21 protein-coding genes are annotated in these 20466 nt (G+C 58.9%); 6 read left to right on the top strand and 15 right to left on the bottom strand.

The features are described 5' to 3' along the window. Positions 1 to 32 precede the first annotated feature (32 nt). Positions 33 to 941 (top strand): FkbM family methyltransferase, encoded by a 909-nt coding sequence (locus tag SFY93_RS14645; protein WP_320447640.1) that lies wholly within the window; start codon positions 33 to 35, stop codon positions 939 to 941. Positions 942 to 1037: 96 nt separating this feature from the next. Continuing rightward, entirely contained in the window at positions 1038 to 1484 is a 447-nt protein-coding gene (locus SFY93_RS14640; protein WP_320447639.1) for a GtrA family protein, read from the top strand. A gap of 2 nt (positions 1485 to 1486) precedes the next feature. Here the strand turns inward: SFY93_RS14640 and SFY93_RS14635 are convergent, their stop codons facing one another. Then, positions 1487 to 2644: an AGE family epimerase/isomerase gene (locus SFY93_RS14635; RefSeq protein ID WP_320447638.1), complete on the bottom strand. Its 1158-nt coding sequence runs from the start codon at positions 2642 to 2644 to the stop codon at positions 1487 to 1489. A gap of 255 nt (positions 2645 to 2899) precedes the next feature. On the opposite strand from SFY93_RS14635, the gene SFY93_RS14630 reads away from it, so the two are divergent. Genes SFY93_RS14630 through SFY93_RS14615 form a run of 4 tightly spaced genes read left to right on the top strand, consistent with a single transcriptional unit; the run spans position 2900 to position 6908 of the window. Further along, on the top strand, positions 2900 to 3922 hold the full coding sequence (locus SFY93_RS14630; protein ID WP_320447637.1) for a GDP-mannose 4,6-dehydratase: 1023 nt from the start codon (positions 2900 to 2902) through the stop codon (positions 3920 to 3922). A 60-nt stretch (positions 3923 to 3982) separates the two neighbouring features. Next, positions 3983 to 5188 carry a glycosyltransferase family 4 protein gene (locus SFY93_RS14625; protein WP_320447636.1) on the top strand — a complete coding sequence of 402 codons (1206 nt, stop codon included), beginning with the start codon at positions 3983 to 3985 and terminating at the stop codon, positions 5186 to 5188. After that, a complete protein-coding gene (fcl, locus tag SFY93_RS14620; protein ID WP_320447635.1) occupies positions 5188 to 6147 on the top strand; it encodes a GDP-L-fucose synthase in 960 nt (319 codons plus the stop codon). The genes SFY93_RS14625 and fcl overlap by 1 nt, the downstream gene beginning before the upstream one ends. Beyond that, positions 6147 to 6908 carry a glycosyltransferase family 2 protein gene (locus SFY93_RS14615; protein WP_320447634.1) on the top strand — a complete coding sequence of 254 codons (762 nt, stop codon included), beginning with the start codon at positions 6147 to 6149 and terminating at the stop codon, positions 6906 to 6908. The genes fcl and SFY93_RS14615 overlap by 1 nt, the downstream gene beginning before the upstream one ends. Positions 6909 to 6984: 76 nt before the next feature. Here the strand turns inward: SFY93_RS14615 and SFY93_RS14610 are convergent, their stop codons facing one another. The 14 genes from SFY93_RS14610 to SFY93_RS14545 all read right to left on the bottom strand — a co-directional run bounded on the left by SFY93_RS14610 (position 6985) and on the right by SFY93_RS14545 (position 20387). Next, positions 6985 to 7701 (bottom strand): transaldolase, encoded by a 717-nt coding sequence (locus SFY93_RS14610; RefSeq protein ID WP_320447633.1) that lies wholly within the window; start codon positions 7699 to 7701, stop codon positions 6985 to 6987. After that, positions 7688 to 8236 carry a D-glycero-alpha-D-manno-heptose-1,7-bisphosphate 7-phosphatase gene (locus SFY93_RS14605; protein ID WP_320447632.1) on the bottom strand — a complete coding sequence of 183 codons (549 nt, stop codon included), beginning with the start codon at positions 8234 to 8236 and terminating at the stop codon, positions 7688 to 7690. Before SFY93_RS14605 ends, SFY93_RS14610 begins: the two co-directional genes overlap by 14 nt. Further along, the gene (locus SFY93_RS14600) at positions 8233 to 8850 is read right to left on the bottom strand and encodes an SIS domain-containing protein (protein WP_320447631.1); all 618 of its coding nucleotides are present in this window, start codon (positions 8848 to 8850) and stop codon (positions 8233 to 8235) included. The genes SFY93_RS14605 and SFY93_RS14600 overlap by 4 nt, the downstream gene beginning before the upstream one ends. Further along, a complete protein-coding gene (locus tag SFY93_RS14595) occupies positions 8847 to 9554 on the bottom strand; it encodes a nucleotidyltransferase family protein (RefSeq protein WP_320447630.1) in 708 nt (235 codons plus the stop codon). The genes SFY93_RS14600 and SFY93_RS14595 overlap by 4 nt, the downstream gene beginning before the upstream one ends. Next, the gene (locus SFY93_RS14590) at positions 9551 to 10531 is read right to left on the bottom strand and encodes a GHMP family kinase ATP-binding protein (RefSeq protein WP_320447629.1); all 981 of its coding nucleotides are present in this window, start codon (positions 10529 to 10531) and stop codon (positions 9551 to 9553) included. The genes SFY93_RS14595 and SFY93_RS14590 overlap by 4 nt, the downstream gene beginning before the upstream one ends. Continuing rightward, positions 10515 to 11525 carry a Gfo/Idh/MocA family protein gene (locus tag SFY93_RS14585; RefSeq protein ID WP_320447628.1) on the bottom strand — a complete coding sequence of 337 codons (1011 nt, stop codon included), beginning with the start codon at positions 11523 to 11525 and terminating at the stop codon, positions 10515 to 10517. The genes SFY93_RS14590 and SFY93_RS14585 overlap by 17 nt, the downstream gene beginning before the upstream one ends. Beyond that, a complete protein-coding gene (locus tag SFY93_RS14580; protein WP_320447627.1) occupies positions 11522 to 12391 on the bottom strand; it encodes an SDR family NAD(P)-dependent oxidoreductase in 870 nt (289 codons plus the stop codon). The genes SFY93_RS14585 and SFY93_RS14580 overlap by 4 nt, the downstream gene beginning before the upstream one ends. Continuing rightward, positions 12388 to 13683, bottom strand: a complete 1296-nt coding sequence (locus tag SFY93_RS14575) for a nucleotide sugar dehydrogenase (RefSeq protein ID WP_320447626.1) — start codon at positions 13681 to 13683, stop codon at positions 12388 to 12390. The genes SFY93_RS14580 and SFY93_RS14575 overlap by 4 nt, the downstream gene beginning before the upstream one ends. After that, the gene (locus SFY93_RS14570) at positions 13680 to 14636 is read right to left on the bottom strand and encodes an NAD-dependent epimerase/dehydratase family protein (RefSeq protein ID WP_320447625.1); all 957 of its coding nucleotides are present in this window, start codon (positions 14634 to 14636) and stop codon (positions 13680 to 13682) included. Before SFY93_RS14570 ends, SFY93_RS14575 begins: the two co-directional genes overlap by 4 nt. 1 nt (position 14637) lies before the next feature. After that, entirely contained in the window at positions 14638 to 15060 is a 423-nt protein-coding gene (locus tag SFY93_RS14565; RefSeq protein WP_320447624.1) for a GtrA family protein, read from the bottom strand. Then, entirely contained in the window at positions 15026 to 15760 is a 735-nt protein-coding gene (locus SFY93_RS14560) for a class I SAM-dependent methyltransferase (RefSeq protein ID WP_320447623.1), read from the bottom strand. Before SFY93_RS14560 ends, SFY93_RS14565 begins: the two co-directional genes overlap by 35 nt. A gap of 186 nt (positions 15761 to 15946) precedes the next feature. Next, the gene (locus SFY93_RS14555) at positions 15947 to 16834 is read right to left on the bottom strand and encodes a class I SAM-dependent methyltransferase (RefSeq protein ID WP_320447622.1); all 888 of its coding nucleotides are present in this window, start codon (positions 16832 to 16834) and stop codon (positions 15947 to 15949) included. Between the two features lie 2 nt (positions 16835 to 16836). Beyond that, a complete protein-coding gene (locus tag SFY93_RS14550; RefSeq protein WP_320447621.1) occupies positions 16837 to 17862 on the bottom strand; it encodes a glycosyltransferase family 2 protein in 1026 nt (341 codons plus the stop codon). Positions 17863 to 18050: 188 nt separating this feature from the next. Further along, a complete protein-coding gene (locus SFY93_RS14545) occupies positions 18051 to 20387 on the bottom strand; it encodes a putative glycosyltransferase family protein (protein WP_320447620.1) in 2337 nt (778 codons plus the stop codon). Positions 20388 to 20466 lie beyond the last annotated feature (79 nt).

Below are 20466 nucleotides of genomic sequence, written 5' to 3'. Positions count from 1 at the left end.
GCAACGATTGCCCCGAATACCGAAAGCCGCCGATGTCAGATTTCAAGCTCCCGCCCGTTCTGCTCGACAACGCCACGCGCGCAGACATGACGGTCAGCTGCCGCGACTGCGACGTCATCCCGAAAGTGCCGGATGCGGGCAAGGTCGTGTCGCTGGACGGCAATCAGGTGCAGATCATGCACAACGGCGTGCGGGTGGTCGCAGGCGGCTATTACGGCGACTGGATGACCGGCATCATCGAACGACTGCAGGGTCATCACGAACCGCAGGAGGAAGTGACCTTCCACGAAATTCTCAAACATGTACCACCGCACGCAACGATGCTCGAGCTCGGCGGTTTCTGGTCATACTACTCGTTGTGGTTCAAGTCGCAGCACGGCGACCTCCGGCAGGCGTATGTGGTCGAACCCGATCCCAACCACATCGCCATTGGCCGAGCCAATGCCACGCTTAATCAACGCGACATTACCTTCGTGCAGGCCTGCGTCGGCGGCGAGCCGATCAAGGCCCTGACGTTCAAGACCGAGTCCGCGGGCGACATCCGCATCCCGCAGATTTCGGTTCCCGGTTTCTTGCGCGATCATCGGATCTCGCAGCTTCAGGTCCTGCATTGCGATACCCAGGGAATGGAAACCGAGATTATCCGTTCGTGCGAACCGCTGTTCCGCAACAGGACCATCCGGTTTGGAATCTTCTCGACCCATCATCATGAGATCAGCGGCGATCCGCTCACCCACCAGCGCTGTCTCGCGATGCTGCAGGATTTCGGGGGTCGCATTCTGGTCGAGCACGATGTTCACGAAAGCTTCAGCGGCGATGGCTTGATCGCGGCCTATTTTGGCGCCGAACCGCTCGACTGGACCGAACCGCTGATCAGCCGCAACCGCTATTCAAGCAGCCTGTTCCGAAATCCGCTCTACGATCTCGCCGTTCGTCCGTGACGTTGACGGCCACGGCCGGCTGCGGAAAAAACGGACACCAGCGGACGTTACTGCTATGGACATGCCGATGTCATATCGTAAGCACCGCCACCTCTGATGAAATCGTTTCTGCAACGGCACCTCGGCGCATGGGCCACGGGCCCCACCGCTGTCAAGATCATGGCTTTTGGCGTGATCGGCCTCGGCAATACCGTCATCGACCTGACGGTCTTCACCTTCGGCTATCAGGTGCTCGGACTGCCGCTCGTCCCGGCCAACGTGCTGGCGTGGCTCATCGCGGTGTCCGGTTCCTACGTGATGAACACCATGATCACGTTCCGCGCCGAATCCGGCCGCGTGCTCAGGCGCAAGGACTACCTCAGCTTCGTCGCGTCGGGCATTCTCGGCGTGATCGCCACCACGACGACGCTGGTGGTGCTGTCGAACTTTATCCCCGTCTATGCCGCCAAGCTGACATCGATCCTCGCCAGCTTCATCGTCAATTTCACGATGTCGCATTTCGTGGTGTTCCGGCCGAAGCCACCCACGGGCATCGTGGATTGACGTCACGCGCCGAGCACACGATCAGCCTCCGCGATAGCGCACAGCACGTGATAAAACGTCGACGCCGGGATCGCATCGACAAGAGAGCGCCCCTCGCCGTCGAAGCGATCGTACCATCCACCGGCCACGGGATGCTGCAGATAGTGGCGATCCAGCCGCACCAGTGCGGCGCGCGCCTCCTCTGCAGCGCCGGCCTGGCCTGCTTCCGCCTGCGCAATCCAGGCCTTGGCGATCTCGGTCTGCGGCCAGCAGCGTCGCGTTAACTTGACAATGTTTCCTTCCGCATCGCCTTCATCCACGAGGCAGCCGGTCGCATCGCGATAGCGCAGCGCGGATTCGAGCAACGCAGCACGCTGCTTGCCGGTCGGGCAACCGGTGATGCGCTCGAAACCCTTGAGTAGCCAGACCCATTCGGCCTGATGGCCGGGCTCGACGCTGACCGGTTCGATCCGTGACCAGTCCTGCTCGAAATACTCCCCGAGCACCTGCTTTTGCCCATCATAGAGATTGCTGATGAACAGACCGAACAGATCGCCGGCACGGGCCTGAAACGCCTGATCATGCGTCGCATCGAACGTCGCGATCAGCGCCTCGAAGACATGCATCTGCGGGTTCTGCCGGCGTGGCAGGGAGGCGGGCACACCTTCCGCGTAGCCGCCATCCGGCGAGCGCAGCTGCGTGTCGAAGAATGTCATCAGTGAATCGATCTCGGCGCGCACCTGCGCATCACGATCAAGTTGGTAGAGCGCCGCGAGCGCTAGCAAAATAAAAGCGTGATCATAGGTGTCGCGCAACGGGTTGAACACGGAACCGTCCGGCGCGAGGACATGGACAAAGCCCGGCTTGCCATCCGGCGCCTTCGCCCTGGTCAGCATGTAATCGAGTCCTCTCCGCGCGATCTCGCCGCCTTGCGGGTACCAGCCGAGCTGGGCGGCCTTGGCGAAGCAATAGATCTGTCGTGCCTGGACACGAACACGACGGGGGGCCGCCATATCGGCTTTCCCCCGCGCATCGAGCCTCTCAACGAAGCCGCCAGCCTGCGAGTCCCAACCTTCACCGGACCACAGCGGCAATGCATCCGCGATCATCCTGGATTTCAATAAGCCGATGATGTCGTCTGTGCCCGTCTTCGGCTCCGCTACATTGTCACGCTCGACCATTGCAAACCTTGAATCTGTCCATCGCCCCTAGCACCACGATCATACCAATATAAACGAAGGCTTGCTCCCCATACGATGCATCGATGACTGAAGCGATGGCCGACCTGCAATTCGCTTGTCGGAAAAACCTGATCAAATGGCGCCCGCGCAAAAAAACCAACAATTTCAGCGCTGTTCCCGATGTCTGCCGGGAAGAAACTTGAAAACCACCATGATGTCCCTTAAAGCTAGCCACGAATGACGGTTGAGGATCACGTGAGAAAATGCGCGTTAGTCACAGGGGGCGCGGGCCAGGACGGGTGGTATCTCATCAACCTGCTGCTCGCACACGGCTATGACGTTTTTGCCCAATCCAGGCACGCCGTCGATTCGGAAATACACGGTAACCGCGTTCACTGGCACATCGGCAACCTAACCGACGAGGCCTTTTTCGGGAACCTGCTCGTCACGGCGGCGCCGGATGAAATCTACAATCTGGCGGCCGTGTCGCGGCCCTCGATCTCCTGGGACATTCCAATCGAAACGGCCTTGCTGAACTCCCTGGTGCCGCACCGTATCTGCGAATTCATTCGCCGCGAGGCGCCAGCCTGCCGCCTGTTTCAGGCATCGTCGTCGGAAATTTATGGCGACACGCGGGCCGAAGTTCAGGACGAGGATACGCGCGCCAATCCGGGATCGCCATACGGCATCTCGAAGGCCTATGCTCATCAGATCGTCGGCGCCTATCGCCGGCAATATGGTTTGCACCTGTCGTGCGGCATCCTCTTCAACCATGAGAGCCCGCGACGACCACTCAATTTCGTATCCCAGAAGATCGCACATGCCGCAGCGGCGGTATCGCTTGGCCTGACCGAAACGCGCGAGCTCGACGAGCGCGGCAAGCCGATCCTGTTCGATGGCAAGCTTTATCTGGGCGACATCACGGTGCGCCGGGATTTCGGCTTCGCGGGCGACTTCGTCGAAGCGATGCGCCTGATCGTGCAGAACGATACCCCGGCGGATTACGCGGTCGGCAGCGGACAAGCGCGTTCCATCGCAGAATTCTGCGAGGTCGCTTTCAAGGTCTGCGGCCTCGACTGGAAGAAATACGTTTCGGTCGATGAAACGCTGCTGCGCAAGGTCGACAGCCATTTCACACAGGCCGATCCGTCCAAATTGAAGGCGAAACTCGGCTGGCAGCCCAAGGTCGATTTCCTCGGGCTGGTGGAAATGATGGTTCATGAGCGGATTCGCATCTTGAAGCTGTCGGTGGCTTCCACAGATCCGACGGCCAGCTGAGCACGATTGCGTTCAGCCGGAATAACCGCGACGTCAACCAGCGAAAAGATCTCATTTCAGATGCATATCGGTTTCGATATTTCCCAGACAGGATCCGGCAAGGCGGGCTGTGGATATTTCACGCATGCCATGATCACGGCCCTGCTCGCGCAGGCGCCCCGGCATCGCTACGCATTGTATCCAAGCTTTGGAGATTTCTTCCTCGACGCGAACATGCCGGCGACAAGCCCGTATCAGGGAACGAACGTGCATTATGGGCAGCGCCACGTCACGATGGAAGGCGCCCGCGGCTACTGGAGCCAGGGCAACCTCGAAGCCGTGCTGGGAAACCCAGACATCATCCACTCCAATAATTTCTGGATCCCGCTCCAGATCTCATCCAGCCGGCTGATATATACCCTCTACGATGCAGGCTTTGTGGTTGATCCCACGTGGACGACCGAAGGCAACCGGATCGGCTGCTTCGATGGTATCTTCCGGTCGGCGGTGGCCGCGGACTGGGTTGTCGCGATCTCCGAATATACGCGGTCCCACTATCTCAAGACGTTCCCGCACTTCCCGGGCGAACGGGTGCGGGTCGTATATCCCTGCTCGCGCTTCACCGATTGTGAACAGCAGGGTACGGCACCAAAGCTCCTGAAAGATCTTGGTGCGAAGGCATTCTGGTTGAGCGTCGGCACCATCGAGCCGCGCAAGAATCAACGCATGCTGTTGCTCGCCTACAAGCGATACCTCGACGCCGGCGGCCGGCCGATGCCGCTCGTGCTTGCCGGCGGCAAGGGCTGGCTGATGGACGACTTCAAGGATTACGTGGCCGAGCTGGGCCTCTCGGATCAGGTCATCCTCACCGGCTACGTCTCCGACGAAGAACTGATCTGGCTGTATCGCAATTGCTACGCCAGCCTCTATCCCTCGGTATTTGAAGGATTCGGTCTGCCTGTGCTGGAAGGCATGCAGTTCGGCGCGGCCACGATATGCTCGAATACGACATCGATGCCGGAAGTGGCCGGCGATGCCGCGATTCTGCTATCACCCGACGCTCCCGACGCATGGACCCGGAACATGCTTGAACTGGCGTTGGACGAGGTCAGACGACAGCAGCTCAGCATTGCCGGCCAGCAACGCGCCAGGCAATTCGACTGGAAGCGCAGCGCCGAAGCCATGCTGGAAATTTATGACCTTGCGCTGCAATCGCCCAAACGCAGCAATATGGCAAACACGACCTCTCCCAAGAGCGGTCACGCTCAACTTGAGAACCACGACTGATGTCCAAAAACGACAGGATTTTTGTTGCCGGCCACCGCGGAATGGTCGGCTCGGCAATCGTCCGTAAACTCCAAGAGCACGGCTACACCAACATCGTGACGCGCGACCGGCATGAACTGGATCTCGTCCAGCAGGCCGATGTCAGGGCGTTCTTTGCGGACGAACAGATTGATCAGGTTTATATGGCGGCGGCGAAGGTCGGCGGCATCATGGCCAACAACACCTATCCGGCCGAGTTCATCTATCAAAACCTCATGGTCGAAGCCAACATAATCCACGAGGCCTGGAATGCAGGCGTGAAGCGCCTGCTGTTTCTCGGCTCGAGCTGCATCTATCCGCGCCTGGCGCCGCAACCGATGGCTGAGGATAGCCTGCTCACCGGCGTGCTGGAGCCGACCAACGAGCCTTATGCGATCGCCAAGATCGCCGGCATCAAGCTCAGCGAATCCTACAACCGCCAATACGGCACCGACTATCGTAGCGTGATGCCCACTAATCTGTATGGGCAAGGCGACAACTACGATGCCGAGAAGAGCCACGTCATTCCCGGCCTGCTCCGCCGCTTTCACGAGGCCAAGGAGAGCAACGCCCCGGAGGTCGTGATCTGGGGCACAGGCACGCCGAAGCGTGAGTTCCTCTATGTCGATGACATGGCCGAAGCCTGCGTCCATGTCATGGAGCTGGATTCCGAAATCTATGACCACAACACCGAGCCGATGCTTTCGCATATCAACGTCGGGACTGGCGAAGACCTCTCGATCCGCGACCTGGCCGTGACCATCGGAGAGGTCGTGGGCTACAGCGGACGTATCGTCTTCGACACGACGAAGCCCGACGGCACGCCGCGCAAGCTGATGGACGTGAAACGGCTGCACGGCCTCGGTTGGCGCGCGCGGATCGGACTGCGTGAGGGTCTGGCGCTGGCCTATGCGGACTTCTTGAGAAGCACGCGACGCTGATGGCCGCATTGCCTGTCGTCACCATCGCGGTCCCCTCCTACAATCAAGGCCGTTTCCTCGACGCCGCGCTGACCTCGATCTTCGAACAGGACGTGCCGGTCGAGGTGTATGTCGCCGACGGCGGCTCGACCGACGACTCCGTCGATGTCATCCGCAGATACGAAGGCAGGCTCGCTGGCTGGCGCAGTCACCCCGATCAAGGACAGGCAGCAGCCATCAATGAAGGCATCGCGAAGGGCAGCGCGCCCTATGTCGCCTGGTTGAACAGCGACGACCAGCTGGAGCCGGGTGGCCTGAAACGGCTACTGCATGCATTGGAGCAAGCTCCAAAAGCCCCGGTCGCCTACGGCAAGGTCTGGAACTACATCGAGAGCAACGGCAGTAAGAAGCCGATCTGGGTCGAGCCGTTCAGCGAGCGCCGCCTCGCCCTGCGCTGTATCGTGTCGCAGCCGGGAACCCTGATGCGGCGCGCGGCCTGGGACGCGGTCAGCGGCCTTGATGGCAGCCTGAGGATGGCGATGGACTATGACCTGTGGTGGCGGCTGTACAGGGAGTTCGCACCGTTCGCCTTCGTCGACGAATTCGTCGCCGTCAATCGCGATCACTTGGAAACCAAGACCAATACCCAGCGCGTACTGCACTACCGGGAGGCTATGGCCATCGTGCGCAAGTATCACGGCCGCGTGCCGCTGAAATGGTGGCTCGCCCAGCCTTATGCCGTGTGGCTGAAGGCGCTGACCAACCGCGTCAAGCAGACCTGAACTCGACGATCACACCGGCAGAAAAAGCCCCGGCTCTGCTGAGCAGAGCCGGGGCTTTTTTTATCGTGCGCGATAATTAGAGCTTGAAGCCTGCCGCAATCGCGTCGTCGGCGAACATCTTGACAGTCTCGAGCGAGTAATCATCGAGGTTCTTGCCGACCAGCGACAGCTTCTTGAGGATGTCATTGGTCACCGTGATGACGTGGCAGCCAATCGAATCTGCGTGGAAGATGTTCAGCAATTCGCGCGGGCTCGCCCAGATCAGCTCCGATGCCGGCGCCACCTTCAACAGCTCGACAGCCGCAGCCATCATGGCCAACGGGTCCTGACCGGTGTCCGCGACACGGCCAGCAAAGACCGACACATAGCTCGGCACGTTCGGATCCAGTGCGGCAACGACATCACGCACTTGGGTCAGGGTCATCAGCGCGGTGACGTTTAGCTTCACCTTCTTCGCCGCAAGCTTCTCGATCAGCTTGTAGCTGGTCTGGCGCTTGGTGTTCATCACCGGAATCTTGACGTAGACGTTGTCGCCCCAGCTCGCGATTTCTAGCGCCTGACGCTCCATATCCTCGAACTCGTCCGAGAACACTTCCAGCGAGATCGGACGATCCGGAATCGCCTTCAGGATGTCGAGCGAGAACGCCTTGTAGTCCGTGATCCCCGCCTTGCGCATCAGGGTCGGGTTGGTGGTCAGACCCTTCACAAACGGCTTGGCGTACATTTCCAGCATGCCGGCCTTGTCGGCACCGTCAGCAAAAATCTTGACGGTCAAATCCTCAACTTTTTTCATGTTCGCTCTCGCTCTCTATGATTTTCAACGCTTCGTGGGTCGAAGAAACCTTGTAGTCGTAGTTGGTCGGCGCCACCTCGCGGTAGCCACGATCGACGAAGATGGTGCGGCTTCCCGCAGCGATACCTGCTTCAACGTCGCCACGCCGGTCACCGATCATGTAGCTTCGCGCCAGATCGACGCCGAATTCTGCAGCGCCTGCCAGCAGCATCCCGGGCCGCGGCTTGCGGCAGTCGCAGCCGTCGTCATTGTCGTGATAGCAAACGAAGAACTTGTCGATGGCAGGAATCTCTCGCGCAATTGCCGCGTTGATCCCCTCCACCGTCGATTTCGGCGTCGTACCGCGGGCCACGTCCGGTTGGTTTGTCACCACGATCAGGGCGAACCCGCGATCCTTCAGACGCTGCAGAGGCTCTCGAAGTCCATGATAGATTTCGAGATCCTCGACCCGGGCGGGAGGATAGGATTTCCCCTCGCGGACCACCGGGTGATTTAGCACGCCGTCACGATCGAGAAAGATCGCCCGTGATTTCATTTCGTCGGGCTCGCGGTCCCGACCGCCGATTCCCACTTGGTCTGGTTGGCCTTGAGTTTGGGATGCGACACCAGAAGATGCCAGACCACAGCCTGGAATGCTTCGGAATGCGGCGTGACGTTATCCGGGTTCACGGTGGGTACGATCACGCAGGCGTCGGCGACCTGGGCGGTATAACCGCCGTCGCGTCCGACCACGCCCATGATCTTGGCACCAACGGACTTGGCATGCTGCAGCGCCATCACCAAGTTCGGGCTGATGTTCTTTTCAAGATTGCCCCCGCCGACCGAGAAAATGAAAATCGCATCCTTCGCGAGCAGCTTGCTAACCTTCAGCCATTCCACGAAGATCGTGGCCCAGCCTTCGTCATTGGTGCGCGCGGTCAGTTCGGACACGTTGTCGGTGGGCGCATAGCTCTCGATGCCGACGATCTTGCGGAAGTCGTTGACTGCATGACCGCAATTGCCGGCGCTTCCGCCGACGCCGAGGAAGAAGATGCGACCGCCATCGGCTTTCACCGTGGCGAGCAGATCCGCCATCTTCTCGATCGGCGCCACATCCATCTTCGCGATGATGTCGGCCGATTCTCGCATGTGCTGTACTGCGTAACTCATGACTCTCCCCTACCCCTGAAATAGTCCGCCGCCTCGGCGAGACCCTTATGCGAGCCGATTTCGTAAAATCGCTCCTGGACTTCGAAACCCGCGAGTTGTCCGGCCAGCGACAGTCGATGATAGACGTCTGCCAGGTCGAATGCCTCGTCGCCTTGCTCGGCGGCCAGAATATCCGCCGATATCGCACCCAAGCCGTAATCGATGTGCTTCATCTCGGGCGTCGGCACGCGCTTGTTGTACTCCACAATCACATCGTCCGAGAACAGGACGTTGCTCTTGTCCCACTGATCCGCGTTGCGCTGCACTGTCATCAACGCAGGCTTGCCGCTGTTCAGGAAGCGGTCCTCTACAGCATTGAAATCGATCGGCAGATACGAGTCTCCATACAGGACCAAAAACTGCGAGTCCAGAAGCGGCAAGGCCTGCTTCAGCGCCCCCCCGGTTCCCAGCAATTTAGGCCAGTCCTGCGAGTAGGATACCGACAATCCGCTGGCAGAGCCGTCACCGACAACATCCCGGATCTGCTCCCCCAGAAACCCGATGCACATCACCACCCGGGTGACGCCCTGTCCGCGCAGGTAAGCCAGTTGACGCAGAATAAATGGCTCACCCGCTACATCGACCAGCGCTTTGGGAATCCTTTCCGTGATTGGCTTCAGCCGCGTCGCCAAGCCCCCGGCGAGGATCGCAACTGGCAGCTTCACGAGAACAGTACTTTCGTGCCTTCAAAGTCGAACGAGAAACGCACTTCTTCCAAGCCGGCTTTCGCCATGGCATGTCGCAGCTTGTTGCGATCGCTGGCGTAGAACAACAGAAAGCCGCCGCCGCCTGCGCCGACCAGCTTGCCGCCCGCGGCGCCGTTCTTCATGCCGATGTCGTACCACTCGTCAATGTGGGAATTGCTCATGCCGCCGGAACGCCGCTTCTTGTGCTCCCAGTGTTCATGCATGAGAGCGCCGAAATCCTCGGTCTTGCCGGCCTCCAGCATCGTCTTGCTCTTCAGGCCCAGTTCCTTGACGAAATGCAGGTTGGCGATCATGTCCTTGTCGCTACTCTTCGTCCTGGTGTTCTGGTCCTTCAGGATCGACCCAGCGCTGCGCGAGAAACCGGTGAAGAACAGCAGCAGATTGTCCTCCAGATCGAACTTCGTATCCATCGAGATGTTCAGCGGGACGACATCAACGCTGTTGTCCGGATTGAACGTGAAGCAGGTCAAGCCGCCACAGGCCGCGATGTATTGATCCTGCTTGCCGATTGGCTCGCCCAGGCGGTCGATCTCGATCTCGCAGGCGAGTTCGGCGAGATCCTTCGGCTCAATCTGACGCATCCGATGGACGTAGAGCGCTTTCAAAAGTGCCGTGGTGAAGCTGCCCGACGATCCCAGCCCGGTGCCCGAGGGAATGTCCGCCAGCGTGGTAATCTCGACCTGCGGGGTTTTGAAGCCGAGCATCTTGATCGCTTCGCGGATGATCGGATGCTGAACTTCGTCCGTCGCCTGCACGTGTTCAAGCTGCGAGTACTTGAGATAGATTCCTTCGGTGAACGGCCGCATCACATTGATGTAGACGTATTTGTTGATCGCTCCTGCGATCAGGAAACCGCCATGCTCGCGATAATACGATGGCAGATCCGTGCCGCCGCCGCCGAGGCTGATTCTCAGTGGGCTACGCGTTGTGATCATAACCGGACATCCTGTAAATCTTTTCAATGATGTGAAGTGCTTCGACGGCGTCGCGGATGCCGGCCGCCGGCTGACGCTTCAGCCGGATATCTTCCAGAAACTCGTCGAATTCAACGTCCCAGGAGTTATCCGCCATCGGATATTCCCAGCTCGTCGTTTCCGGCGGCCCCATTTCCGGCAGCATCTTGTAGAACGTCAGACGTTCGGTGCCATAGCTGCCGCCGAGGCCGTTGATATCGATCTTGCCGTCGCGCCCGTAAATCTCGAACGAAAACGTATTCTTCCATTCAGTGCAGCTGGCATGCAGGAAGGCCACCTTCCGCTCCACCGTCTTGAGGAGCAGGAAGCCGTTGTCGTCGACCGGCATGTCCCAGTAATAGGTCGCTGCAAAACCGTCCACTTCGGCGAAATCGCCGAGAAACCAGCGTGCCAGATCGACCAGATGCGGCCCCTGATCGATCAGCTCGCCGCCGCCGGACTTCTTCGGATCGGAGCGCCATTCGCGATCGTAACCGACACGGCCGCCATGGCCGTAGCGCGCACGCAGGAACATCAGCGGACCAAGCTCGCCCGAGGTGACGAGCTGATACGCCTTCTGCAGCGCGCGGTGATAACGGTGATTGAAGCCGACGCGAACCAGGCAACCCTTGGCGGCCGCTGCCTCGGCGAGCCCTGCGAGCTCTGCGGCATTGCGCGCTGCCGGCTTCTCGATCAGCACATGCTTGCCTGCGGCCACGGCGCCGTGGGCGATCTCCGCCAGCGTGTCGTGCAGGGTCGCGATCATGACGATGGAGACCTCCGGGTCGGCCACCGCCTGCTGCCAGTCGGTCACCGCACGGCAGCCCGGCGCAGTCGCCGCCAGCCGATCGGCGCGGTCCTGTGCGATGTCGGCGCAGACCACCAGACGCGCATTGCCGAGCGCCTTGGCGCGCTTGTGGCCGATCAGCCCGCAGCCGATGATGGCAACGCCCGGTGCACTCGCGATTCCGCTCACTTGTCGCCCCATTCCATCTTGCGGTCACGCCCGGTGATCCGCCGCAGCGTATATGCATCGCTGCTGTTGAGTTCATCGAGATGCTGCGGCCAGTCTTCCCAACGGTCCCACTGCGCGGCGATCAGCTTGCCGGTAATGCCATCGCTGTCAGCCGAGCCGAGGAACACACACAGCGCTGCACCCACATCAAGCGGCGTGCCGCCCTCGCCCGCGATCTTCTTCATCCTATCGTAGAACTGGTGGCCGACCTTTTCCGGGCCAGCCTCGAGTAGTTGCTCCATCATCCGCGTGACCAGCGCACCCGGCGCTATCGCGTTGACGTCAATGTGGTCATCCTTGCATTCCAGCGCCAACGACTCCGTGAACCGCACGACACCGGCTTTCGATGCCGCATAGGCCGTGATCGCCGGCATCGGGTTTGCCGCTCCGCCCCCGGAGATGTTGACGATCTTGCCGTAACGCTGCGCGCGAAACATCGGCATCGCGGCACGCGAGACGTAAACGAGTCCGAGCAGATTGATGCGAATGGCATCGACCCATTCATCCAGGTCGATATCCTCGATATTGCCCATCGGGCCATAGATGCCGGCATTGTTGACGAGAATATCGAGCCGCGGAAATTCGGAACGCACCGTTGCGAACAACGCATCGACGTCAGCGCGTTCGCCGACATCACCAACGACGGCGACGATGCGCGCGCCCGTCGCAAGCAGCGGTTCAAGCGCCTGCCGTTGCGCAGCGAGCTTGTCTGCACTGCGCGCGCACAGCACGACACTGGCGCCGTTGACAACATACTGACGTGCGATTTCGGCGCCGAGCCCCTGGCTGGCGCCGGTGATGACGGCAGTGCGCCCCTGAAGCTTCATTGCACCTTACCTGCAATAATATAATCGAGCCCCGCGAGACCCGACAGCTGCTTCGATGCAAATGCGTTTTGATCAATCAGCAACGAACGTTGCATGGATGGAACGAGCCTTGCGAAATCGAGTTCGCGAAACTCGGGCCACTCGGTGAGCAGCACCACAGCCTCGTTATCGGCGAACACAGCATCCACCGATGGCGCGATGGTAACGGCCGAACCCAACGGCTCGGGCAAGATCGCCACCTTCGGATCGAACACGGTCACCTGGGCGCCGTCGGCTATCAATTCTTGGATCACCTCGATCGCCACGGAGCGCCTGATCGCGTCGGTCCCGGCTTTGTAGGCGAGCCCGAGAACGCCAATTCTCTTGCCCTGGAGCCTTCCGAGTCGGCCGCGCACATGCCTGACAACCCACCCCTTGTGATGATCGTTGCTTTCCAGCACTGCGGTCAACACGGAAACCCGCACGTCGACATCCTTCGCAATGGCCTTCAGAAATTGAACGTCGCGCGCCAGTGTACCGCCGCCGAAAGCAGATCCTGCCCGCACATAGGCTTTCTTGCCGATCCGCGGGTCAAGCCGCAGCGCGCCTTCTACTTCACTCATATCGGCGCCGACGCCCTCGCAGACCGAGGCAATCTCGTTTGTAAAAGTCACGCAGGTCGCGAGATACGCATTGAGCGCGTGCTTGACCATTTCGGCGGACTCGACACGCGTCCATAGCAGTGTATCGCAGAACGGCGTCAGTATCGGTTCGATGACCCGGCGCGCAGCATCGTCGCGAATGCCGATGACGATACGTTCCGACTGCGTAAAAACCCGGATCGCGTCGCCGAGGCGAAGGTTTTCTGGCGAATAGGCGAACGAAACCTGGCGGCCGTTCGCAACCTCCGCGAAATCTTTCTCCAGCAACGCCGTACTGCCGACAGGGACTTGCGACGAGATCAGAACGACGGCGCCGTCCTTCAGATGAACGAATGCGCCGCGAATACGGTCGAGGACATAATCAACATCGGCAACGTCGTCGTCATCAACGGGCGTGTCGAAATTCACCCACAGCAAATCGGCAGACGCGACTGCCGACCCGACATCGCTGGTGAAGCTCAGCTTGCCGTCCTGCAATCCCTGCGACAGCATTGCATCGAGTCCGGGCTCGAACAGAGGTGCCTTGCCGATGCTCAGCTCTGCAGCCGCCTGCGGTGTCTCGGCGAGGCCAATGGTCGCGATCCCGCGCGAGGCGAGGCACGCCGCCGTCACCGAGCCAAGATGCCATAGACCGTAGATGCAAACCGTCATGGTCGCGCCTCGACGACCCACGGATTGGCAATGAGATATTCCAGCGTCATAACGACTCCCTGCCGGATTGAGACCTTGGGAGTCCAGCCCAGCGCGCGCATCCGGCTGCAATCGAGGAAGATAAACGGGTTATCGCCGATCCAGCCTCGTTCACCACCGGTGTATTCAAGTTTCGGCTTCAGTTGCAGACGTTCGGAAATCCAGCCGATCGACTGATTGACCTCGCAATACTCGTCTTGTCCGAGATTGAAGATATTGACGCGATCATTCGCACGTTCGACGGCGATGAGGATCGCGTCGATACAATCCTGGACGTAGAGGTAGGATTTGCGCTGCTTGCCATTGCCAAGCACTTCGAGCTTCGACGGATCGGCCAGCAATTTCTGGTAGAAATCGAACACATGGCCGTGGGTGTAGCGTTCGCCGAGGATGGAAACGAAACGGAAGATGAACCCCTGAAAGCCGAAGCCTTCGCAATACGATGAGATCAACCCCTCTGCCGCAATCTTGGAGTTGCCATAGAGCGATGTTTGCACCGGAAATGGCGCATCTTCCGGCGTCGGGAACACCTTGGCTTCGCCGTAGACCGAGCCTGTCGATGAGAACGCGATCTTCTTGATGCCGTTGGCGCGCATCGCCTCCAGCACGTTGTAGGTCGCGATCAGGTTCTGCTCAATATCCTTGAAAGGGTGATGCGTACCAAAACGAACGTCTGCATTCGCAGCCAGGTGAAACACCATATCACAGCCGGCTATCGCCGATCGCAACGCATCGCTATTCAGCAGATCCGCCTCAACCAATTTGAAGTTGGCAGACTTCAACGCGGCCTCGATAAAGCGCCGCTGACCGGTGACGAAATTGTCGTAGCCCACGACGCTGTGCCCGTCCGCCAGCAGGCGATCCACGAGCGTGCTGCCGATGAAGCCCGCGGCTCCGGTTACGAAACATTTCATGTCATTTTCCCGCAAAAACCCACATTCGCATCGCGATAAAGCTCAGCGCCGAAGATGCCAGGATACCCATAAAGAGTGCGATGGAGACATCCAATGAAAAAAACCGTCGGCAGCAGTAGAAGGCGAGCCAATTGACCGTCGTGGTCGCACAGAGCAGCAACATGAACTTACCGATTTCGACGTACAGATTATCGCGCGACGGAGACGTGAACGCAAAATACTTCGCAATCACGAAGTACAGCACCGCGGCGGTGGTATAGGCAATGACCAGCGCGGAGAGTTCGCCAATGCCGAAAGTCAGCAGATAGAATACGCAGATGTAGACTAGATAGGTCGATCCGCCAGTCGCAACAAATCTCAATCCCTCGGAAATCAGCTTCCGGTCGAGCCTAGGCGTTTGCACGAGGATTCGCTGTGATCCCAATGCACAGGTTCATGGAGATCGATGGAACCCGGAGCGGAAAATAGGTCGCCGAGGTGATCTCGAATTTCCGCAGGATCTCATCCTGAATCTCGGTCGGGAAATTGATGTGCTCGCGCTTGTAGAACCACTCGTAGGATTGCTTGTAGCGCTTCTCGAAAATGCGTTGCGCCGATACTCGGCGCGCAAGAGTGTACGCCATGCCACCCTCGCACGGTATCACGGCGGAGAACGTCCCGGACGTCTTGTTGCAGAGACGATAGATTTCGTCGATCGCCGCCGGAAGATTGGGCAGATGCTCGAGCACGTGGATTGCGAGCACACGATCGAAATAGCCGTCATCGAATGGCATCCGCGCCTGACAATCCGCGCAAATGGTTTGCACATCGGGATGGGCCTGCCGGATACCTTCGGCCATGTTCTCGCGCAGTTCGAGCGCGTAATAGGATGACTTCTGCTCGGGCGTCAGGACTTCGTAGTTGAGATGCTCGCCGAGGCCCGCGCCGATCTCCAGCGTGGTCCGGAATGATTTCGGAGCATTCTTGACAGCGTATTCGTGATTGAAGGCTTCGACGATGCCGTATTTTCGGGGTAGCACTTCATGCCAGTACTTCATGAAGTCGTCGTTGATCCGGACCTGCTCCTCCGTCATCGGTGGAATGACCTTTGGCCACTTGGACGCAGTATTGGAACCGATCGTCATTTTCCCATCCTCAAGCTCGCCAGATGCGGACGGAATGCGTCCGTCGCCCTCGCCGCCAGCAGAAATTCCCCTTCGAAACCAACTCGACAGCCCCATATCCCGTTACTGAGACCAGATCAACTACGGACAAGGTGAGCGAAGCCGAGAGCAATGGCTTGCTCGGGCGTTCGCCGCCAATCCGACCGATCAGAGTGGCTTCCTGGCAGTCATCACGCAACGGATGCCGCGCGGATATTGGACGACTGTGCCCACTGCTCGTTCGAGCGCCATGATGGCATGCCCGACGGGGTTGAGCTTGGACGTCGTGCCGATCGCCTTGGTGACATGCGCCTCGCGTTCCGCGGCCGGCTTCGGATTGCTCTGCGAACGCTTCTTGGCCAAGTAGAAAGCCGGATAGATCAACGCACCAAGATAGTTCCGACGTTCGATCTGAAGACCTGCTGCTTCCACCACTTTGGACAGGCCCGGCAATGTGTAGCGGCGGAAATGCTTCAATTCGCGGTCATAGTCATCAAACAATTCAGGCCCTGCGGGAACCTCGATCACGGCAACGCCATCGGGCTTCAGCATGCGCGCGATATGTTGCACGGCCGCAACATCGTCCTCGATATGCTCGAGAACGTTGAGCAACACCATTGCGTCGTACGTATTCGATGGCAGCGGGCTATCGGCGAGATTGAAACGCACCAGCGGAATGTCCGGCATCTTGGCGCCGAGCTTCACGAGCGTGCCCAGCGTGTAATCGCCACCAGTCAGCCTGGCATTTGGCAATGCCACCCGCATGTCTGCCAGTAGATGGCCCGCCGAACATCCGACTTCCATGACTGACGCCGGCTGCGAACCAAGTGCACGCTTCAGCTCGTTGACGGCATGCCGTCGCGACGCCACGTCAATGAAATGGGTGCCGGATTCGGTAGCACTTTCATGAAGCTCGGTGAGTTCGTCGGACCAGCCGGAATCGCCGACCTCGTAGGCGAGGACGCGCGTCGTCTGACCACCGCACTCGAAGCCGCTTCCACTCCAAACAGGAGATTCTTCACCGGCGGAAACAGGCGGAAACGTGACTTGGTTCATCGTCAATACAGCTGCTCTGTGTGAACATGACGGCCAGGACCCGCCGGATCGGCGAATGGCCCGGAGCCCGAAAAATTGATCTTCTTATCAAGGATATACATCGGCCGGCGCTTGGTTTCATCATAAATGCGGCCGATATACTCGCCGACGAGGCCCAGCGCCAGCAATTGCACACCCGAGAAAAACGACACCACCAGCACGGTCGTCGGCAAACCGGGAGTCAAGTCCACCCCCACGATTTTCTGTAGCAGATACCAGAACCCAATCAGGAAGCTGATCGCGGCAACGACGAAGCCGGCCATCGACATCATCTGCAGCGGCCGACTGCTGAATCCAACCAGGCCATTGATCCCGATTTTGAGCGAACCGACCAAACGATTGTAATTTCCAGTTCCTGTGAGACGAGCATCCCGGCTGTAAAGCACAGCGGCTTGCTTGAACCCGACAAACGCCACCATGCCGCGGAGGAAGCCATGAGTTTCCGATAGCCGGCGAAGCTCCTCGATCACCCGGCGCGACATGATGCGGAAATCGCCAGTATTGCGCGGGATCTGGACGTCGCTCAACCGATTGATGACGGAATAGCCGAAATAAGAGACAGCCTTCTTGACCAGCGTCTCCCCCTCACGCGAGGAACGCATGGCATAGACGACCTCGAAGCCTTCCGCCATTTTGGCGTGAAGCTTTTCGATCATCTCAGGCTGGTCCTGCAGATCGACATCAATCACGACGCACTTCTCGCCAGTACAGTTCAGGATGCCCGCCATGGTCGCCGCCGGCTGGCCGAAACGACGCGAAAACAGAAGCAGCTTGACGGCAGGATTGCGCTCGATCTCGCGCAGGATCACCAACTCAGTGTCGTCTGGCGACGGGTCGAGCGAGAATATGATCTCATAGCTGACACCCATGCGGGCCATCACCGCTTCGGTGCGCTCCAGGAAAGGTTTGATGTTGCCAGCTTCCTTATAGACCGGAACCACGATCGATAGGTCGACGGGAGAAGGTATGTCGGGCTTCAGCGACGGCATCGTCATTAAGCATCCTCTGATTGCGCAACACGCACCGTCAACCGGGCTGTCCCCTGCAATCCTCAAAAAACGGATTTTCGCGCCGCACCCTACGCAGTCACGCCACGTGAGTGAACCCTATAGTGAACAAGGAGACCGCATTAAACGCAAAAATGGACCGGACCAGCGGCCTCGCCCAGACTTAAGTGTCAATTCGGCGACACATCCCGGATTACGCCCGGAAAGCTCTCGGCCAGCGGGTATTTGCCCTCAAGAGACGAAATGCCGGCATTCCAGCCCAAGCGTCCACCTTCCGAATTTCTCAAGCGGGACGAAGGCAACGGGATATCGACCTCCACCACATTGCCGTTGCACGTCAGCCGCAACCGCTTGTCATGCAGCATCAGTTCAAATTTTAGGTTTATCGTCTTGCCCCGGCAGTTACCCTCCGGCTTCAGACGTACCGCCGGGTAGCCCCAGTGGTCATATCGGAATTCATTGAACTCGCCAAACTTCATGGTCAGCAGCGACGCATTGCCGGACTCGCCTGCCACCCAGAGCGGGTACCAGTTGGCGAGATCAATTTCCTTGTCCACCGAGAGTACGAAAGTGCGCGATACGGTGATCCGGGCTTGATCGAGAATATGCTTCATATCCTCTTGCGAGTTCGTCTCGTAAATAAATGCCAGTGAGTTGGCGAAGATCAACCGCTTTTCCATGCCATCGATCTTTTTCCAGCTGACGATGGCAGCCGACGAGATCGGCACGAGATCAGCGTCTGTCAGCTGCTCCTTGTGGCGCGTGCTACCCACTGTGGGGACTAGGGACCGAACGCGATTATCACGCGCAAAGTAATTGAACCAAGACGTCCGGAACTCCCCTCCGCCGACGTCGTCATCGGACCACAGCACCAGCACGTCGCGTCCGTGAAGCGCTTCCAGGTATCGCCTGACGCTCTGAAAATCCGGATCCATCAGGAGATGAGCGCCGCCACGATGCGTAGACGCAACGGTCGATGCTTTGGCGGACGCATTGGTGAGACTGATGACCAGGTACCCGCAGAGCACGACCATCGTCGCACCAAGCGCAGAAGCATTATGCCTCAAACTGGCATGGTACTCGTTGAACAACTTCGTTCCTATCACAAGCCAGAACACGTGTAGAGGCCACACGATGAGCAACAGCTTGTAGAACTGATATGGATATCCCGAACCTTTTCCGAGAATGAAAGGGCCAAGCGGCACGCACATCAACATCGCCAAAGCCAATGTCAGCGCCGAAAACGATCTGAAGCCGTAACTGATGAGCCCGATCGCGTTGCAGGCGATCATCAAAAACATCGCCCACATGATTGTCTGGACAATCCACTTGGATGGCAATGCGACCTGATTGCCGAGCCAAAGCCGGACAAGCCCCTCAGGTTTGTATGCCCATGGATAGATCTCACCGAAGACAGATCCAGATGCAATACGGGTAAAAATGCCCGGCCGAATCAAAAGCTCGAAGTTGACAGTGAAGGCAATCAGAACAGCGGCGGCAATCCAAATGAACAGTATCGCGCGAGACGAGCCGGTTGGGGCCGAGATGAAGTTGGCTGGCAGCCAAGCGCGGATAAATGTGAGGCTGAGAACGCCCTTCACCACGGCGCAGATAATCGCAATCGCAATCGCGATCGACATCAACTCCGTATAAACGGCCGCAATCACCGACAGCAGCGCGCCGGCGATCAGCGCCGATCGCCAGTCCGGCCGCTCGATCAGTCGATCGACCGCGACAGGCCATAGCAATATGAACGGCACGCTCAGCGCCTGCGAAAGGAAGCCTTCAAGATGGATGGTTGCAATGGCGGGGCTGAGCGCACCGGCCAAGGCAGCAAGACAGGAGACGGGAGAGAGCGCGACAAACCGGCTGGCCAACGCGAGAAAGCTGAAGAACATCAGAAATGGCGCCAGCAGGATCGTCGGCCCGAAGCTCTGCTGGGCATCGACACCAGAGGACACCATCAGGAACGCATGCAGAAGCGATTGGCCGATCCTGTCGTTCTTGAAATACTGCGCCACCTGGAGAAATCCCTGGTCGGCGGCGGTCGAATGGAATTGAAAATCGCCGAGAAATTGTGCCAGAGACGTGTAATTGAATTGGTCGACCCAGCCGTAACCGAAATAGCTGCTTGCTCCGAGCTGGACCAACCCGACGCCGTGAGTGAAATAGACAATCAGGCTCAGGCCAAGAGTGACATGTGGCAACGGAAACAGCATAACCCGCATTGTTTTCCGTGACAGCACGTAAATCCAAGCCGCCGCCGCCACCAGCCAGATCAGGACGGCGGAAATGGCAACCGTGACGTCGAGGTACACGAGATTTTGGCTGATTAGAACGATGAGCCCCGCACCAGCCAGTGGCGCGTAAATCCAAACATCCCGAGCACCAGCCTTCAGCCGGAAATACGAAGTCGTCAGGATGACGAATGGTACGCCAACCGCAAAGCAACTGACCAGGGCAACGAAAACGACACGGCCGGTCAGGGCAAATTGCACGATCGACATGCTAGTTCCGCTTAGCTCGATCACCTCAAAATCCGTTTTGGATGGTCCGGCGCAGGCGACTTCGTGTTGAAATTGCCTT

The organism is Tardiphaga sp. 42S5, assembly GCF_034044155.1.
GTDB lineage: Bacteria > Pseudomonadota > Alphaproteobacteria > Rhizobiales > Xanthobacteraceae > Tardiphaga > Tardiphaga robiniae.
This window is presented reverse-complemented; position numbering and strand designations above follow the sequence as displayed.

Coding starts and splice junctions, on each gene's coding strand:
- SFY93_RS14560 (WP_320447623.1), bottom strand. CDS start 15,760: ATGACGATCGGTTCCAATACTGCGTCCAAGTGGCCAAAGGTCATTCCA.
- SFY93_RS14625 (WP_320447636.1), top strand. CDS start 3,983: ATGCATATCGGTTTCGATATTTCCCAGACAGGATCCGGCAAGGCGGGC.
- SFY93_RS14555 (WP_320447622.1), bottom strand. CDS start 16,834: ATGAACCAAGTCACGTTTCCGCCTGTTTCCGCCGGTGAAGAATCTCCT.
- SFY93_RS14610 (WP_320447633.1), bottom strand. CDS start 7,701: ATGAAAAAAGTTGAGGATTTGACCGTCAAGATTTTTGCTGACGGTGCC.
- SFY93_RS14600 (WP_320447631.1), bottom strand. CDS start 8,850: ATGAGTTACGCAGTACAGCACATGCGAGAATCGGCCGACATCATCGCG.
- SFY93_RS14570 (WP_320447625.1), bottom strand. CDS start 14,636: ATGAAATGTTTCGTAACCGGAGCCGCGGGCTTCATCGGCAGCACGCTC.
- SFY93_RS14545 (WP_320447620.1), bottom strand. CDS start 20,387: ATGTCGATCGTGCAATTTGCCCTGACCGGCCGTGTCGTTTTCGTTGCC.
- SFY93_RS14605 (WP_320447632.1), bottom strand. CDS start 8,236: ATGAAATCACGGGCGATCTTTCTCGATCGTGACGGCGTGCTAAATCAC.
- SFY93_RS14635 (WP_320447638.1), bottom strand. CDS start 2,644: ATGGTCGAGCGTGACAATGTAGCGGAGCCGAAGACGGGCACAGACGAC.
- SFY93_RS14640 (WP_320447639.1), top strand. CDS start 1,038: ATGAAATCGTTTCTGCAACGGCACCTCGGCGCATGGGCCACGGGCCCC.
- SFY93_RS14645 (WP_320447640.1), top strand. CDS start 33: ATGTCAGATTTCAAGCTCCCGCCCGTTCTGCTCGACAACGCCACGCGC.
- SFY93_RS14580 (WP_320447627.1), bottom strand. CDS start 12,391: ATGAAGCTTCAGGGGCGCACTGCCGTCATCACCGGCGCCAGCCAGGGG.
- SFY93_RS14575 (WP_320447626.1), bottom strand. CDS start 13,683: ATGACGGTTTGCATCTACGGTCTATGGCATCTTGGCTCGGTGACGGCG.
- SFY93_RS14550 (WP_320447621.1), bottom strand. CDS start 17,862: ATGCCGTCGCTGAAGCCCGACATACCTTCTCCCGTCGACCTATCGATC.
- fcl (WP_320447635.1), top strand. CDS start 5,188: ATGTCCAAAAACGACAGGATTTTTGTTGCCGGCCACCGCGGAATGGTC.
- SFY93_RS14615 (WP_320447634.1), top strand. CDS start 6,147: ATGGCCGCATTGCCTGTCGTCACCATCGCGGTCCCCTCCTACAATCAA.
- SFY93_RS14590 (WP_320447629.1), bottom strand. CDS start 10,531: ATGATCACAACGCGTAGCCCACTGAGAATCAGCCTCGGCGGCGGCGGC.